General features: G+C 72.1%; 14 protein-coding genes. 7 read left to right on the top strand and 7 right to left on the bottom strand.

Annotation, left to right across the window (positions count from 1 at the left end):
* The first annotated feature begins 84 nt into the window (after positions 1-84).
* The 3 genes from AB0F91_RS19580 (at position 85) to AB0F91_RS19570 (ending at position 4,225) form a co-directional block, all read left to right on the top strand.
* The gene (locus AB0F91_RS19580) at positions 85-1,818 is read left to right on the top strand and encodes a pyruvate dehydrogenase (protein ID WP_360598953.1); all 1,734 of its coding nucleotides are present in this window, start codon (positions 85-87) and stop codon (positions 1,816-1,818) included.
* Between the two features lie 103 nt (positions 1,819-1,921).
* Positions 1,922-3,208 (top strand): hypothetical protein, encoded by a 1,287-nt coding sequence (locus tag AB0F91_RS19575; protein ID WP_360598952.1) that lies wholly within the window; start codon positions 1,922-1,924, stop codon positions 3,206-3,208.
* 66 nt (positions 3,209-3,274) lie between these two features.
* Entirely contained in the window at positions 3,275-4,225 is a 951-nt protein-coding gene (locus AB0F91_RS19570) for an alpha/beta hydrolase (RefSeq protein WP_360598951.1), read from the top strand.
* A 1-nt stretch (position 4,226) separates the two neighbouring features.
* On the opposite strand, the gene AB0F91_RS19565 is transcribed toward AB0F91_RS19570, so the two are convergent.
* From AB0F91_RS19565 to AB0F91_RS19555, 3 genes are read right to left on the bottom strand one after another with little or no spacing between them, the layout of a single operon-like run.
* Complete coding sequence (locus tag AB0F91_RS19565; RefSeq protein WP_360598950.1) at positions 4,227-4,973, bottom strand: succinate dehydrogenase/fumarate reductase iron-sulfur subunit; 747 nt, start codon at positions 4,971-4,973, stop codon at positions 4,227-4,229.
* A complete protein-coding gene (locus tag AB0F91_RS19560) occupies positions 4,970-6,898 on the bottom strand; it encodes a fumarate reductase/succinate dehydrogenase flavoprotein subunit (protein WP_360599221.1) in 1,929 nt (642 codons plus the stop codon). Before AB0F91_RS19560 ends, AB0F91_RS19565 begins: the two co-directional genes overlap by 4 nt.
* Positions 6,899-6,900: 2 nt before the next feature.
* Positions 6,901-7,611 (bottom strand): succinate dehydrogenase cytochrome b subunit, encoded by a 711-nt coding sequence (locus tag AB0F91_RS19555; protein ID WP_360598949.1) that lies wholly within the window; start codon positions 7,609-7,611, stop codon positions 6,901-6,903.
* Between the two features lie 83 nt (positions 7,612-7,694).
* Between AB0F91_RS19555 and AB0F91_RS19550 the strand changes: the two genes are divergently transcribed.
* The 4 genes from AB0F91_RS19550 to fdhD all read left to right on the top strand — a co-directional run bounded on the left by AB0F91_RS19550 (position 7,695) and on the right by fdhD (position 11,905).
* The gene (locus AB0F91_RS19550) at positions 7,695-8,624 is read left to right on the top strand and encodes a LysR substrate-binding domain-containing protein (RefSeq protein WP_360598948.1); all 930 of its coding nucleotides are present in this window, start codon (positions 7,695-7,697) and stop codon (positions 8,622-8,624) included.
* 43 nt (positions 8,625-8,667) lie between these two features.
* Positions 8,668-9,576, top strand: coding sequence for an MBL fold metallo-hydrolase (locus AB0F91_RS19545; protein WP_360598947.1), 909 nt, complete (start codon positions 8,668-8,670; stop codon positions 9,574-9,576).
* A 104-nt stretch (positions 9,577-9,680) separates the two neighbouring features.
* Entirely contained in the window at positions 9,681-11,036 is a 1,356-nt protein-coding gene (locus tag AB0F91_RS19540; RefSeq protein ID WP_360598946.1) for an OFA family MFS transporter, read from the top strand.
* 17 nt (positions 11,037-11,053) lie between these two features.
* Positions 11,054-11,905 (top strand): formate dehydrogenase accessory sulfurtransferase FdhD, encoded by an 852-nt coding sequence (gene fdhD / locus AB0F91_RS19535; RefSeq protein WP_360598945.1) that lies wholly within the window; start codon positions 11,054-11,056, stop codon positions 11,903-11,905.
* Between the two features lie 61 nt (positions 11,906-11,966).
* On the opposite strand, the gene AB0F91_RS19530 is transcribed toward fdhD, so the two are convergent.
* The 4 genes from AB0F91_RS19530 to AB0F91_RS19515 all read right to left on the bottom strand — a co-directional run bounded on the left by AB0F91_RS19530 (position 11,967) and on the right by AB0F91_RS19515 (position 14,980).
* The gene (locus tag AB0F91_RS19530; RefSeq protein ID WP_360599219.1) at positions 11,967-12,329 is read right to left on the bottom strand and encodes an NAD(P)-dependent oxidoreductase; all 363 of its coding nucleotides are present in this window, start codon (positions 12,327-12,329) and stop codon (positions 11,967-11,969) included.
* A 173-nt stretch (positions 12,330-12,502) separates the two neighbouring features.
* Positions 12,503-13,360, bottom strand: coding sequence for a LysR family transcriptional regulator (locus tag AB0F91_RS19525; protein WP_360598944.1), 858 nt, complete (start codon positions 13,358-13,360; stop codon positions 12,503-12,505).
* Between the two features lie 26 nt (positions 13,361-13,386).
* Positions 13,387-14,529: a molybdopterin molybdotransferase MoeA gene (locus AB0F91_RS19520; protein ID WP_360598943.1), complete on the bottom strand. Its 1,143-nt coding sequence runs from the start codon at positions 14,527-14,529 to the stop codon at positions 13,387-13,389.
* Positions 14,530-14,539: 10 nt separating this feature from the next.
* Entirely contained in the window at positions 14,540-14,980 is a 441-nt protein-coding gene (locus AB0F91_RS19515) for a carbonic anhydrase (RefSeq protein ID WP_360598942.1), read from the bottom strand.
* Positions 14,981-15,026: the final 46 nt, after the last annotated feature.

Here is a 15,026-nt window from a genome sequence, read left to right as displayed (position 1 = left end):
GGAACCGAGGAAAAAGAGGCATTGGACGCATAGGCCCAGGCTGCACATGCTGGAAGCAGGTTTTCCGAGAGAGGAGCGTGGCTCATGGGCACTGTGGCCGAACAGCTCGTACGGACCCTGCGCGACGCCGGTGTGGAACGGATCTACGGCATCGTCGGCGACAGCCTCAACCCGATCGTCGACGCGGTCCGCCGCACCGACGGTATCGAGTGGGTCCACGTACGCCACGAAGAGGCGGCGGCGTTCGCGGCCGCGGCCGAAGCCCAGGTCACGGGAAAGCTCGCCGTGTGCGCCGGCAGCTGCGGCCCGGGCAACCTGCACCTGATCAACGGGCTCTTCGACGCCCACCGCAGCGGCGCGCCGGTGCTGGCGATCGCGTCGCACATCCCCTCGGCGCAGATCGGCACGGGGTTCTTCCAGGAGACGCACCCGGAACAGTTGTTCACCGAGTGCAGTCACTACAGCGAACTCGTGTCGCAGCCGGAGCAGATGCCGCGGATGCTGCGGATCGCGATGCAGACGGCCGTCGGCAAGGGCGGCGTGTCCGTGCTGACCATCCCGGGTGACATCGCCGACCGCAAGGCCGCGCAGCCGGTTGTGGAGAAGGTCCGGCTCGTCACGCCCTCGCCCGTCGTGCCGCCCACCGAGACGATCGAGGAGCTGGCCCGCCTGCTCAACTCCGGCGAGAAGGTGATGCTCTTCGCCGGCGCCGGGACCCGCGGCGCGCACGACGAGGTGCTGGCCCTGGCCGAGCGGCTCAACGCTCCGGTCGGCCACTCGCTCGGTGGCAAGGAGTGGATCCAGTACGACAACCCGTTCGATGTCGGCATGAGCGGCCTGCTCGGCTACGGCGCCTGCTACGACGCGATGCACGCGGCCGACCGGATCGTGTTGCTGGGCACGGATTTCCCGTACGACAACTTCCTCCCGCAGGCCCGCACGATCCAGGTCGACACGGACGTCGCGCGCCTGGGCCGCCGCACTCCGCTGGAGTTGGCGGTCCACGGCGACGTCAAGGCGACGATCAAGGCCGTGCTGCCGCTGCTGCGCGAGCGGACCGATCGCACCTACCTCGACCGGATGCTGCGCGAGCACGTGCGGAAACTCGAGAAGGTGGTTTCGGCCTACACCACGAAGATCGAGCACCGCCGGCCCATCCACCCGGAGTTCGCCGCGGCGATCCTCGACGAGGTGGCCGACGACGACGCGGTGTTCACCGTGGACACCGGCATGGGCAACGTGTGGGCCGCGCGCTACCTCACGCCCAACGGCCGCCGCCGCGTGCTCGGCTCGTTCCGCCACGGCAGCATGGCCAACGCGCTGCCGCACGCCATCGGCGCCCAGTTCGCGCAACCGGGCCGCCAGGTCGTGTCGCTCTCGGGCGACGGCGGGCTCGCGATGCTCATGGGCGACCTGCTCACCCTGCCCACCTACGACATCCCGGTGAAGGTGGTGGTGTTCAACAACGCCACGCTCGGCATGGTGAAGCTGGAGATGCTCGTGGACGGACTGCCCGACTTCGGCACCGACCACGCGCCCGTGAACTTCGCCGCGATCGCCCAGGCGTGCGGTATCCACGCGACGCGCGTCGAGGACCCGCGCGACGTGCGGGAGGCACTGGCGAAGGCGTTCGTCCACCCCGGACCGGCCGTGGTGGAGCTCGTGACCGACCCCAACGCGCTGTCGATCCCGCCGCACATCACCGGCGCGCAGGTCCGCGGCTTCGCGCTCGGGGCGGGCAAAACGGTGCTCAACGGGGGTGTCGGCAAGATGATCGAGCTCGCGCGCACCAACCTGCGCAACGCGCCGGGCTTCTGAGCCCAGGGCGGGCCCGTACGCTGGTCGCCGAGGAGATGATCGACGTGCGTGAGCTGGCGGGGCGCATGCGGGCGATCGACCCGGAGCCGGGGCCGCCCTGCAGGTGGTTGCGCATTTCGACGCCTTGGTCGAAGCCCGCGCCGGTCTCGAGGCGACGGTGCGGGCCGCGGCCGTGCTCGCGGGCTGCGCCGCGGGTCTCGTGGTTGCGGGCCGCCGGTTGCGGGTCCGGGTGGAGCCGGACGGCCGGCGCGTGGACGGCGAGGTCACCGGGCTTTCGGTGCCGCTGCCGGGGTACGCGGGTGCGCTCGTCTGGGTGGAGCGCGTGGCCGCGGAGCCGGGTCGCGCGGAGTTCGACCGGGTGCTCGTGGACCGGCTGGCCACGACGGCCGGGATCGTGCTCGACCGCATCGGCACCAGATTTCCGGCGGGTGACTCGGCGGCGGTCGAGCTCCTGGTGGACGCCACCGCCGACGAAGCCGCACGGCTGGCCGCGGCCCGGCGCCTCGGGTTGGCGCCGGAGGGGTCGTTTGCCGTGACGGTGCGCGCGGGCGGCCCGCATCCCCCCGGCGCGGCCCGCCTCGGCGACCTGGCGGTGACGATCGAACCGCGAGCCGGATCGGGATCCGATCGCTTCGCGGTTGCGGCGACGCGGGCCGGCGCAGTCTCGACCGCCGAGAGCGGACGAGGGGCACCGGGGCTGGAGCGGGGTGCCCCCGCGCGAACGCCCGCCGGGCGTGCGGAAACCGAGACAGTGCGCGGGGTTCGGGCGGCCGCGGAGCCCGCCACAGGCGGCGCGAGCCGAGCGGAGAAGCCCGTTTCGGGTGTCGCGGACCTCGCTTCGGCCGTCGGGAGGCCCACGACACGACCTGTTGCAGGTGACGCAGCAGCGAGGTCTGTGTCCGGCGTGGGGAATCCGGCGTCGGGCGGCGGGCACCCGGCGGTGCGGTCGGCGTCGGGACCGGCGGTCGCCGTACGGGATCTGCCGTTTTCCTACGGGCAGGCGGTTCTCGCGCTGCGGCTCACCGCCGTCGACGAGCCGGGGCCGTCGCATGTGGACGCCGCCGAGGTGGGTGGGCTGCTCGCGCTCGCCGACGGAGGTGACTCACCGGCGGCCACGGCCGAAGTGACGCACCTCGAACGCGTCCTCGCCGCGCACCCGTGGGCGCTCGCAACGCTGACCGCCGTCGCGGCGGAGCCGAGCCTGCGGGCTGCGGCGGCGGTGCTCCACGTGCACCACTCGATGTTGCAGAGTCGCGTCGACCTGCTCGCCCAGGAACTGGGCTACGGCCTCGCCACCCCGGCTGGGCGGACCCGGCTCGGTGGCGCTGGTGCTGCGCCGGTTCCACCGCACCCGCTGACCGCCGCGTGGCGGGGAACGGCCGCCGTGTGACGGGTTCACCCGAGGCGGGCGCGGGCCCTAGCGTCGGAGGTCGACGTCTCGAGAGGAGCAAGCGGCATGCAGAAGGTGCACCCACCGTTCGACTCCGAGATCGCGGCGGCGCTGGTGGCGGTGAACGAGGCGCTGCCGTCCTCGGTGACACCGGAGCTCGTGGGCCGGCTGCGTGAGCTGACAGCGGCCGGGCACACGATGAGCGTGGCCGAGATCAGCGAGCACGCCGACGTGCGCGAGATCGACGCCGGAGTTCCCCTGCTGGTGCTGCGGCCGAAGGGCAGCGACCCGGCCGTGCCGTTGCCGGGCCTGTACTTCATGCACGGCGGCGGCATGATGGCCGGCAACAACCGCACAGGCGCCGACTGGCTGCTCGGCTGGCTGGCCGAGATCCCGATGGTCGTGGTGAGCGTCGACTACCGCCTCGCGCCGGAGCATCCGCACCCCGCGCCCGTCGATGACTGCTACACCGGCCTGACGTGGGTCGGCGAGCACCTCACGGACCTGGGCATCGACTCCGGCCGGCTTGTGGTGGCGGGCGGCAGCGCGGGCGGTGGGCTCGCGGCCGCCACCGCGTTGATGGCGCGCGACCGCGGCGGCCCGCGGCTGCGGGGCCAGCTGCTCGTGTGCCCGATGATCGACGACCGCGCGAGCACGCCGTCGAGCACCGAACTGGTCGGCGAAGGCGTGTGGGACAGCGTCTCCAATGCCACCGGCTGGTCCGCGCTCCTGGGCGACGCCGCCGGCGGACCGGACGTCTCCCCGTACGCCGCGCCCGCCCGCGCCACCGACCTCTCGGACCTGCCGCCGGCGTTCATCGAGGTCGGCTCGGTCGAGACCTTCCGCGACGAGGCCGTCGCCTACGCGTCGCACCTGTGGCAGTCGGGCGGGCAGGCGGAGTTGCACGTGTGGCCGGGCGGGTGCCACGGCTTCGACGAGGTCGTCCCGCACGCCCCGATGTCCCGCGAGGCGCGGGCGAGCCGCGTCAACTGGCTGCGCCGCGTGCTCGCGGAGTAGGTCACTTGCGGGTTTTGCGCGCCGCCTTGAGGAACTCGCGGTTGAGCGTGGTGATGCTCGTCAGCGGGATGCCCTTGGGGCAGGCCAGCGTGCACTCACCGCTGTTGGTGCAGCCACCGAAGCCTTCTGCGTCCATGGTGTCGACCATGTCGAGCACTCGCTGCGCGCGTTCGGGCTGGCCCTGTGGCAGGGAGTTGAGGTGGCTGACCTTCGCGGCGGTGAACAGCATCGCCGAGCCGTTGGGGCACGCCGCGACGCAGGCGCCGCAGCCGATGCAGGTGGCGTTGTCGAAGGCGAGGTCGGCGTCGGGCTTGGGCACCGGCGTCGCGTGGGCGTCGGGAGCCGCCCCCGTGGGCGCGGTGATGTAGCCGCCGGCCTGGATGATGCGGTCGAACGCCGAGCGGTCGACGACCAAGTCCTTGATCACGGGGAAACCCTTGGCGCGCCAGGGTTCGACGTCGATCACGTCGCCGTCGGAGAATGCCCGCATGTGCAGCTGGCACGTCGTGGTCGTCTCCGGGCCGTGGGCCTGGCCGTTGATGACGACGCCGCAGGAGCCGCAGATGCCTTCGCGGCAGTCGTGGTCGAACGCGACCGGCTGCTCGCCCGCCTCGATGAGCTGCTGGTTGAGCGTGTCGAGCATTTCGAGGAAGGACATGTCGGCGCTGATGCCGTCGACGGGGTAGTCGACGAGGTGTCCTTCGGTGTCGGGGCCGGACTGGCGCCAGACACGCACGGTGAGTTTCACGTGTAGCTCCGCTGGGTGGGGTGGACGTAGTCGAAGTTCAGGGGTTCCTTGTGCAGCACGGGTTTCTCGCCGTACTCCCAGGCCGAGACGTGCGAGAAGTTCTCGTCGTCGCGGGCGGCCTCGCCCTCGGGAGTCTGGTGTTCCTCCCGGAAGTGACCGCCGCAGGACTCCTCGCGCACGAGGGCGTCGAGCAGCAGCAGTTCGGCGAGCTCGAGGAAGTCGGCGACGCGCCCGGCCTTCTCCAGCTCCTGGTTGAGTTCTTCGCCGGTGCCGGGGATGCGGACGTCGCGCCAGAACTCGGCGCGCAGTTCCGGGACGCGTTCGAGGGCCTTGCGCAGGCCTTCGGCGGTGCGGGCCATGCCGCAGTGGTCCCACATCATCAGACCCAGCTCGCGGTGGAACGAGTCGACCGACCGCGTGCCGTTCACCGCGAGGAGCCGCTCGAGGCGGTCGCGGACGCCGGTCTGCGCCTCGACGACGGCGGGGTCGTCCGGGGTGACGTCGGTGAACCCGCCTTGTCCGATGTAGTCGTTGAGGGTCGCGGGCAGGACGAAGTAGCCGTCGGCCAGGCCCTGCATGAGCGCCGAGGCGCCGAGGCGGTTGGCGCCGTGGTCGGAGAAGTTGGCCTCGCCGATCACGAACATGCCCGGAATCGTGCTCTGCAGGTCGTAGTCGACCCACAGCCCGCCCATCGTGTAGTGGATGGCGGGGTAGATGCGCATCGGGACCTCGTACGGGTTCTCGGCGGTGATGCGCTGGTACATGTCGAAGAGGTTGCCGTAGCGGGCTTCGACGGCGGGGCGCCCGAGACGCTGGATGGCGTCGGCGAAGTCGAGGTAGACCCCGAGCCCGCCCGGCCCGACGCCGTAGCCCGCGTCACAGATGTTCTTCGCCGCGCGGGAGGCGATGTCGCGGGGGACGAGGTTGCCGAAGCTGGGGTAGAGGCGTTCGAGGTAGTAGTCGCGTTCGTCTTCCGGGATCTCCGCCGGCGGCCGCGGGTCCTGCTTTTCCTTGGGCACCCAGATGCGGCCGTCGTTGCGCAGGGACTCGCTCATCAGCGTCAGCTTCGACTGGTGGTCACCGGAGCGCGGGATGCACGTCGGGTGGATCTGGGTGAAGCAGGGGTTGGCGAAGTACGCGCCACGCTTGTGGGCGCGCCAGATGGCCGAGGCGTTGGAGCCCTTCGCGTTGGTGGAGAGGTAGAAGACGTTGCCGTACCCGCCGGTGGCCAGCACCACGGCGTCAGCCAGGTGCGTGGTGACCTCGCCGGTGACCAGGTTGCGCGCGACGATCCCGCGGGCCCGGCCGTCAACCACGATCAGGTCCAGCATCTCCGTGCGCGGGTGCAGCTCGACGTTCCCGGCGTCGATCTGCCGCGACAGCGCCTGGTACGCCCCGATCAGCAGCTGCTGCCCGGTTTGGCCCCTCGCGTAGAACGTCCGCTGCACCTGTACGCCGCCGAACGAGCGCGTGTCGAGCAGGCCGCCGTACTCCCGCGCGAACGGCACGCCCTGCGCCACGGCCTGGTCGATGATCTGCGCCGACACCTCGGCCAGCCGGTACACATTGGACTCCCGTGACCGGAAGTCGCCGCCCTTAACCGTGTCGTAGAACAGCCGGTGCACGGAGTCGCCGTCGTTGCGGTAGTTCTTCGCCGCGTTGATGCCACCCTGAGCGGCGACGGAGTGCGCGCGCCGCGGTGAGTCCTGGAAGCAGAACTGCACCACGTGGTACCCCTGTTCGGCCAGCGTCGCCCCGGCGGATCCCCCGGCCAGGCCGGTGCCGACCACGATCACCCGGTGCTTGCGCCGATTCGCGGGGTTCACCAGCTTCGCGGAGAACTTCCGCGCGCTCCACCGCTCGTCGATGGGCCCGGACGGCGCCTTGGTGTCGGTGATCGGCTCGCCGATCGTGTAGTCGAGCATGCTCAGCTCACCCATCCAGTCATGACGGAGATCGGCACGATCATGAACCCGCCGGTGATGACCACGGCCAGGACGGTGCCGACGGTCTTGATCGTGCGGTCCTTGCTCGCACTCTTGATGCCCAGGGTCTGGGTGGCGCTCCAGAAGCCGTGGTTGATGTGCAACCCGAGCATCAGCAACGCGACCAGGTAGATCACGTTGACCCACCACACCTGGAAGTCCGCGACGACGTTGTGGAACGGCTGCTCGGGCACGAAGTCCCGGTTCGCGACCCCGACGGTGAGGTCGAGGATGTGCCACACGATGTACACCGCGAGCGTCGCGCCGCCCCAGCGCATGGTGTGCGTCGCGAACGTCGCCCGCGGCCGCTGCCCGTGCACATACCGCACCGGCCGCGCGCGGCGGTCGCGCCGGGACAGCTGCACGGCCGCCGTGACGTGCAGCACCAGCGCCACCACCAGGACCGCGCGCTGGATCCACAGGAACCACGCATAGGGCAGGGCCGGCTCCCCGATCGTGCGGAGCCAGGCCGCGTAGTGGTCGAAGGTCTCGGGCCCGAAGAAGATCTTCAGATTGCCCGCCATGTGCGCGAACAGCCAGACCACGAACAGCAGTCCGGTCGCCGCCATCACGACCTTCTTGCCGATCGACGATTCCCAGAAAAGCCGCACCGCCGGGCGGTTACGCCGGACGGTGGCGAGTTCACGTGCCACGCCTGCGACGTTAGGTCCGCGTCAACGAGAGGGCAAACACATGATTCCTCTCATGACCAGAGCCAACGTCTATGATGGGGCGTATGCAGTTCCAGCAGCTGGCATATTTCCTGGCAGTGGCCGACACGCGGCACTTCACCCGCGCGGCCGAACAGGCACGTGTGGCGCAACCCTCACTCTCCCAACAGATCCGCGCGCTCGAACGCGACGTCGGGGCCACGCTGTTCCACCGCGTCCGCGGCAACGTCACGCTCACCGAGGCCGGTGAGACGCTCCTGCCCATCGCGCGGCGCATCCTGGCCGAGACCGAGACGGCGTACCGGGCGATCCGCGAGCTCGACGAGCTGGGCCGCGGCCGGGTGCGCCTCGGCGCGACGCCCAGCCTGTGCACCGGCCTGCTGCCGGTGATGCTCGCGGCCTTCCGGCGCACCTACCCCGGCATCGAGCTGGTCCTGCGCGAAAGCGGTTCCCGCGACCTGCAGACCGACCTTTCGGAAGGCGGCCTCGACCTCGCGATGATCGTCGACAGCCGGGTCCGCGACGACCACCGCCTGGAGAGCACGCCGCTGTTCGTCGAGGAGCTCGTGGTGGTCTCCCCCAAAAACGAACCGGCGCCAGTGCGCGGGAGGCTCGCCATCCAGGACCTGAAGGGCCGGCCGCTCGTCATGTTCCGCCGCGGCTACGACCTGCGCGAGGCCACCGTGAACGCCTGCCGCGCCGCCGGGTTCGACCCGGCCTTCGCGATCGAGGGCGGTGAGATGGACGCCGTGCTCGAGCTCGTGCAGGCGGGCCTCGGCCTCGCCGTCGTCCCGAGCACCGTGGTGGGAGACCGGTTCCGGATGACGCAGTTCGCCGAACCCGGCCTCAGCCGCGTCGTCCGGCTCGCCTTCCGCCGCGACGTCGAGCTCACGCGCGCGGCCCGCGCTCTGCAGGAGGAGATTGTCCGGTTCCTGGCCGGAGAGGGTGGGCTCGGTCACCTCCCGCCCGGGATCAGCTCGCTCGCCGGGCGCTGACGGGGGCATGATCAACTCATCGAGTCCGCGAGGGGAGTGCGTGATGGCGGGAGCGCTGAACGAGCAGTCGGCCGTGCGGGTGCTGGAGCTCGCGGGAGTGCGGTTCACCTATGTGGTCGACGGCGCGATGGCCATGGTGCCCGGTGCCTTCTTCCCCGCCATCCCGGCCGCCTACTGGACCGAACACCCCGAGGCACTCGACGCGAAGGGACGCGTCACGGCGTCCGCGGGCGGCCTGCTCGTGGAACGCGACGGCCGGACGCTGCTCGTCGACGCCGGGCTCGGCGTCGTGACCGACCCGGTCGAGATCGCCGGCGAGCGGGTCGCCTTCAGCGATTCCGGCGCGTTGCCCGACACCCTCGCCGCGCTCGGCCACAAGCCAGAAGACATCGAGGCCGTGGCGTTCACACACCTCCACGTGGACCACACCGGCTGGGCGTTCGCCGACGGCAGCAAGTTCTTTCCGGCGGCCACCTACCTCGTCGCCGCGCAGGAGTGGGCGCCGCACGGACGCGGGGAGCTCATCCCGGGCGCGCCGGGCCGGGCCGAGGTGATCGAGCCGCTGGCGGCCACGCACCAGGTGATCGGCGACGGCGACGAGGTCTTCCCGGGTGTCCAGGCACTCGTGACACCCGGCCACAGCCCGGGTCACACCTCGTACGTGATCGAGGCGGGGGAGCAGCGCGTGATCGCGTTCGGCGACGTCTTCCACATTCCCGCGCAGATCACGCACCCCGACTGGCCGTCGCTGCCCGACGTCGACGCCGCGGGTGTGCTCGCCGCTCGTCGCCGGGTCGTCGAGGAGCTGGAGCGACCCGGTGCGATCGGCTTCGGCATCCATTTCGGGGACCAGGCGTTCGGCCGCGTCCGGCGGGACACCGACGGCCTGCTGAAGTGGGAACCGGTCGAGGCCGAAGCCGTGCTGCCCGCGCCGCGGGTGCTGGGGGACTGAGCCCGCTCCGCTCGTCGGGCGACGCCCGTGGACAGGGTGCAGGACCGGTGCTATAACCGGACTACTCCATACTGCATACAACATCCAGTCGAGCGGGTGACGCCATGTCCGAGCAGGGGACCACCACCGCGGTTCGCGAACTGAAGGACGTCTACGGACGCCGGTACCGGGTCGGGGAAAGCGACCTGGACCTGCTCGGCCGCCCTCGGAGCTGGATGCTCTGGCTCAGCGGCGCCGCGATGTTCGCGGCCGGGCTGCAGCAGTACGGCTTCGGCGCCATCGCGCCGGTGCTCACCGGGGCCCACGGCTGGACGTTCACCGAAGTGGTGGTGTCGCTCGCCGTCTGGGCGGTGGCCCAGGCGAGTGTGGTGTTCCCCCTCGCGTGGCTGCGCGACCGCGGCCGGCTCTCGCCGTCGTTCGCCGTGGTGCTGGGCGGGATCCTGTGCGCGATCGGGCTCGTGACACTCGGCCACGCGTCGAGCCTGGCCGTGGTGTTCGTGGGCTACTCGCTGCTCGGCGGCATCGGCACGGGGCTGGTGTACGGCACATGCGTCGGCGCCGTGATGCGGTGGTTCCCCGACCACACCGCCACGCGCGTCGGCGCGGTCAGCGGGGCTTTCGCCTACGGCAGCGTCCCTTTCGTGCTCGTCGCCGGCTTCGGTCTCAGCGTCGGCAACCGGGACGTGCTGCTCGACGTGACGGCGGCACTCGTGCTCGTCGTCGTGGCCGGCGCCGGCGTGCTCCTGCGCTACCCGCCGCAAAACTGGTGGCCGTCCGGTGCTCCGGACCCGCGCGAGTGGGCGCGGGACAAGGTCCGCAACCGCACCGTCTCGGTCAACCGTCCGGCCGTCCGGCACTACCGTCCGGCCGAACTCCTGCGGTGCGGCACGACTCTGGCTCTGTACGCCACGGTGGTGCTGGCCGCCGCGGTCCTGCTGTTCGACCTCGCCTACCTCGCCACGTTCGTCGCCGAGCAGGGCGGCGGCACGGGCCTCGCGGCGGTCGCGCTCGCCGTGCTCGCCGGGGTGACCGGCACGGGCCGCGTGCTGCTCGGGTGGCTGTCCGACCGCCTGGGCCGCCGCCGCATCCTGCGGCTGGCCCTCGTGGCCGGGGGCATCGGCCAGTTCGTGCTGTTCTACTCGGGCGAGCACCGGCATGCCTTCGGCCTCGTGCTCGGTGCCGCGCTCGCCGGGCTCGGCAACGGCTGCTGCTACACGCTGCTGACCGGGCTGGTGCGCGAGTATTTCGGCGAGGAGTCGGCGTTGCAGAACTTCGGCGTGCTCTACAGCGCCAAAGCCGTCGGCGCGCTGCTCGGCATCGGGCTCGCCGCCCTCGTCGTCACGGCGCACGGCTACTTCGGCGCCTTCGCCGCGGCCGGTCTCTTCAGCCTGGCCGGCGCCGTCCTCACCGGACGGCTCACACAGCCGGGCCGGCCCAAGTCCCTGCTCCCCGCGCGCTGACCCCGGAGGTGGCCCCCATGGGCCGGATGACGAGCCGACGCCGCGTGTTCCGCGTCGTCGACGGCGAGCTCACGATGCGCCCGGACACGCTCGGCGCCGAGGAACCGCTGGAGATCCGCGTGGCCGGCAAGGCGCTCACGATCACCATGCGCACGCCCGGCAGTGACTTCGACCTCGCCGCCGGGTTCCTGGTGGGCGAGGGGATCGTGCACCAGGGCGCCGACGTAGCCGGGATCCGGTACTGCGCCGGGGCCACTGTGGACGGTCCCAACACTTACAACATCGTCGACGTCGTGCTGCGCGCCGGCGTGCCGCTGCCTGACCCGTCGATGGAACGCAACTTCTACACCACGTCCTCGTGCGGCCTCTGCGGTAAAGCGAGCCTCGACGCGGTACGCACGACGTTGCGGTGGCCGGTGACCGCCGACCCGCTCGCCGTCGGCCCGGAGGTGCTGACGGGATTGCCCGACGCATTGCGCGAGGCGCAGAAGGTGTTCGACCGCACCGGCGGCCTGCACGCGGCCGGGCTCTTCGACGCCGGCGGGAGACTGCTGTGCGTACGGGAGGACGTGGGGCGGCACAACGCGGTCGACAAGGTCGTGGGCTGGGCCGCGCGCGAGGGCCGGCTGCCGCTGACCGGCACGATGCTGATGGTCAGCGGACGGGCGTCGTTCGAGTTGGTCCAGAAGGCGGCGATGGCGGGAATCCCTTTGCTGGCAGCGGTTTCCGCGCCCTCGTCGCTCGCGGTGGAGCTGGCCGAGGAGGTCGGGCTGACGCTCGCCGGTTTCCTGCGTGGCAGCTCGATGAACGTCTACACACGAGCCGACCGGCTCGGCCTGCACGACCCGCTGCAGCTCGTCGAGCGCTGAGGTCGCACGCGAAGTAGCACCCTTCGCCCCAGCAACGGTGCAGCGGGCTTCGTTCGGGATGTCAGCGGTTTGGTCGAGTACGAGTGACCAGGCACCGGCGAGCTTGCCGGTGCCGACGGTGCGGTACTCGTTTCGAATGGGCGTGCCGGCGAACCACGATTCGAGACCTCGCGGGCCAGGACCGGACGATCGCGTCGCAAGGTCGGCGATGCGGGTGCCCGCGGTGTTGACCAGGTACTTGCCCCCGCGTCATGGTAGCGATGAGGTCGTCATCGAACAGGCCCTCCGTCTCCCGGTGCAGCGGTGCGTTGACGGTGACCACGTCGCAGTGCGGCGCCATCGCCGCGGCACTGTCGTGGAAAGTCAGGTCCAGCTCCTGCTCGGCCTCGGCCGGCGGGCGGTGCCGATCGAGGTTGCTGCGCATGGTGGAGAGGTCCTGGCGCGGGCCGTCGCACCCGGCGAGGATCCGGTGCGCCCACGGCAGCACGCGCTCGCCCTCGGGTGTCAGGCCCTCGAACCGCCGGCCCGGCGCACGATCGGCGCGCCCAGTCCGTGCTCCATCGCGCACGCCCCGTACGGGCGAAAGGTCTTGCGGCGTCAGGTCAGGTGCCGCAGCACGGCCGCGACCGCCGGCGGGGGATCACCGGCGCGGCGGGTCACGGTGATGTGCCAGGTGGGGCCGCCGCGAGAGAAGGGCCGCGAGGTGAGATCGGGGAACCGCGCGGCGACGGACGCGGGCAGGATGCACGCGCCCAGGTCATGGCGCACGAGTTCCGCCGCCGCGCCGACGTCGGTGACCTCGTGAGCCACGGTCCGGCGCACCTTCGCGGTGTGGAACGCGCGGTCGGTCGCCTCGCGGTTGGCCCACCCCGGAGCGAAGTCGACGACTGCCGCGGCGGCCGCGTCGGCCGCGGTGACCGGCCGGTCGGCACCGCGCTCGCCCGCGTGCGTCACCAGCACCATGGCCTCGCGCCGCAGTGGCCGGCTGATCAGGCCGTCACCGGCCACGCAGTCCTCCACGGCGACCAGAACGTCCACACTGGACTCGTGCACCGCCGAGCGCAGCTGCCGCGGCGGGACCAGGAGGACCTGTACCTGCACGCCCGGGTGCTCCCGGCGCACCCCCGCCAGGGCGCGGTGCGGATCGGACCACGCGCCGGGCATCACGCCGATGCGGACGCGGCCGCCGAGTTCCCAGCGCGCCCCGTCCACGGTCGCCCGGGCGTGTTCGGCGGCCTTCAGCGCGGCGCGCGCGGCGGGCAGGAACGCGCGACCCGCCGGGGTCAGGGCGACCCGGTGGGTGGTGCGCTCGAACAGCGACGTGCCGAGGTCGCGTTCGAGCGCGCGCACCACCGTGGAAACCGTCGACTGCACGGTGTGCAGGCGGTGCGCCGCGGCGGTGAACCCGCCCTCCTCGGCGACCGCGACGACGATCTCCAGCTGCCGCAGGTCCATCCGCGGTCCTCCTCGAGTGCTCGTGGTCAGGGCAGGGGCAGCAGTTCGACGTCACCGCCCCGCCAGCCCGGCGGCACCACGGCGAGCGCGTCGGCGAGCGCCGCGCCCCACAGCGAACCGGGCCGGTCGTGACCCACCGGTGTGACGTCACCGCCCGAGCGCACGACGGGCACGAGCCGGGTGTCACTCGGGTGCGCAGGCAAGGACTCGGCGGCCCTCGCCGTGACGGGCGCCGGCTCGCGGTGCCCGCCGAGCTGGGTCAGCAGCGGCATGAGCAGCGTCAACCCGGCCCCGAGTGCTGCGAACGGGTTGCCCGGCAGCCCGACCACGCACCGGCCTTCGGGCAGCACCGCCAGCAGCTGCGGGTGGCCGGGCCGGACCGCGACGCCGTCCACGCGTACGTCGGCGAGCAGCGCGCGCAGCACCCCCCGCAGGTGGTCGGCCGGCCCTCGGGACGTGGCGCCGCAGACCACCACCGCGTCCGCGTCGTCGTCGGTCAGCGCCGCGGTGAGGGCGTCGGGCCGGTCGGCGAGCCGGACGAGGCCGTGCTCGTCCGCACCCGCGGCGCGCAGCAGGCCGGGCAGCTGCGGCCCGATCGCGTCGCGCACCCGGCCCGGCCGCGGCAGCCCTGAGGTCTGGACCTCGTCGCCGGTCACGACCACCGACACCCGCGGCCGGCGGTGGACCAGCAGCGTGTCGTGCCCGACGGCCGCCGCCGCGCCGAGTACCGCGGCCGTCACGGTGGTCGAGGTGGTGAGCAGCTCCTGGCCCTCGGGACAGTCGTCACCCCGGCGGCGGACGTGCTTGCCGGTCACCGCGGTGCCGCTCACCCGTCGTCCACTGTGGACGGCGTGCTCCACCGGCAGCACCGCCCGCGTGCCGGCCGGGACCGGCGCGCCCGTGGCGATCTCGAGCGCCGTGCCGTGGGCCAGCACCCCCGCGTACGGCGCGCCGCCGGCGCGGACCGCGCCCACCACGGTCCACGGTCCGGGCCCGGCGACGGCGTACCCGTCCATCGCCGAGTTGTCGTACGCCGGCATCGGCACCAGGGCACGGACCGGGCTCGCCAGTGCCCGGCCCAGCGCTTCGGCCAACGGCAGCTCCACCGCCTCGAGCGGCTTCACCGCGTCGCGGGCGATCCGGCGGGCCTCGGCCCATCCCCGGTGCATGACGTACCTCCTAGTCGGGCCGGCCCGCGGCGCCGACCTCGGTCATCGCCCCGGTCCGCTCGTCGTACACGAACCCTCGCACGGAGGCGGTGTGCGGCAGGAACGGACTGCTGCGCACCCGGCGCAGGCACTGGCGCACGTCCTGGTCGGCGTCGGTGAACGCCTCCGCCGACCAGGGCGGCCGGATCCCGGTGCCCTGCTCGACCTGACGCGCGAACTCCGTGTCCGTGAAGGTTCGCATGCCGCAGTCCTCGTGGTGGACGAGGATGATCTCCCGGGTCCCCAGCAGCCGCTGGCTCACCGCTAGGGACCGGATCGCGTCGTCGGTCACGGCGCCGCCGGCGTTGCGGATCACGTGGGCGTCGCCCTCTTCCAGGCCCAGCAACCGGTACACGCTGATCCGCGCGTCCATGCACGCCACCACCGCCACGCGCCGGCGTGGCCGCTTCACCAGCCGGGTGTGGTCGAGGCCGCGTGGTAGCGCCCGGCGTTGGCGA

Source organism: Amycolatopsis sp. NPDC023774 (assembly GCF_040639695.1).
Lineage (GTDB): Bacteria > Actinomycetota > Actinomycetes > Mycobacteriales > Pseudonocardiaceae > Amycolatopsis.
Note: the sequence above shows the minus strand (reverse complement) of the source record. Positions and strands in the feature narration are given on the sequence as shown.

Excerpts from the sequence above, each read along its gene's own strand:
- AB0F91_RS19580 (WP_360598953.1), top strand. The coding sequence starts at position 85 with ATGGGCACTGTGGCCGAACAGCTCGTACGGACCCTGCGCGACGCCGGT.
- AB0F91_RS19570 (WP_360598951.1), top strand. The coding sequence starts at position 3,275 with ATGCAGAAGGTGCACCCACCGTTCGACTCCGAGATCGCGGCGGCGCTG.
- AB0F91_RS19560 (WP_360599221.1), bottom strand. The coding sequence starts at position 6,898 with ATGCTCGACTACACGATCGGCGAGCCGATCACCGACACCAAGGCGCCG.
- AB0F91_RS19550 (WP_360598948.1), top strand. The coding sequence starts at position 7,695 with ATGCAGTTCCAGCAGCTGGCATATTTCCTGGCAGTGGCCGACACGCGG.
- AB0F91_RS19545 (WP_360598947.1), top strand. The coding sequence starts at position 8,668 with ATGGCGGGAGCGCTGAACGAGCAGTCGGCCGTGCGGGTGCTGGAGCTC.
- AB0F91_RS19540 (WP_360598946.1), top strand. The coding sequence starts at position 9,681 with ATGTCCGAGCAGGGGACCACCACCGCGGTTCGCGAACTGAAGGACGTC.
- fdhD (WP_360598945.1), top strand. The coding sequence starts at position 11,054 with ATGGGCCGGATGACGAGCCGACGCCGCGTGTTCCGCGTCGTCGACGGC.
- AB0F91_RS19530 (WP_360599219.1), bottom strand. The coding sequence starts at position 12,329 with ATGCGCAGCAACCTCGATCGGCACCGCCCGCCGGCCGAGGCCGAGCAG.
- AB0F91_RS19525 (WP_360598944.1), bottom strand. The coding sequence starts at position 13,360 with ATGGACCTGCGGCAGCTGGAGATCGTCGTCGCGGTCGCCGAGGAGGGC.
- AB0F91_RS19520 (WP_360598943.1), bottom strand. The coding sequence starts at position 14,529 with ATGCACCGGGGATGGGCCGAGGCCCGCCGGATCGCCCGCGACGCGGTG.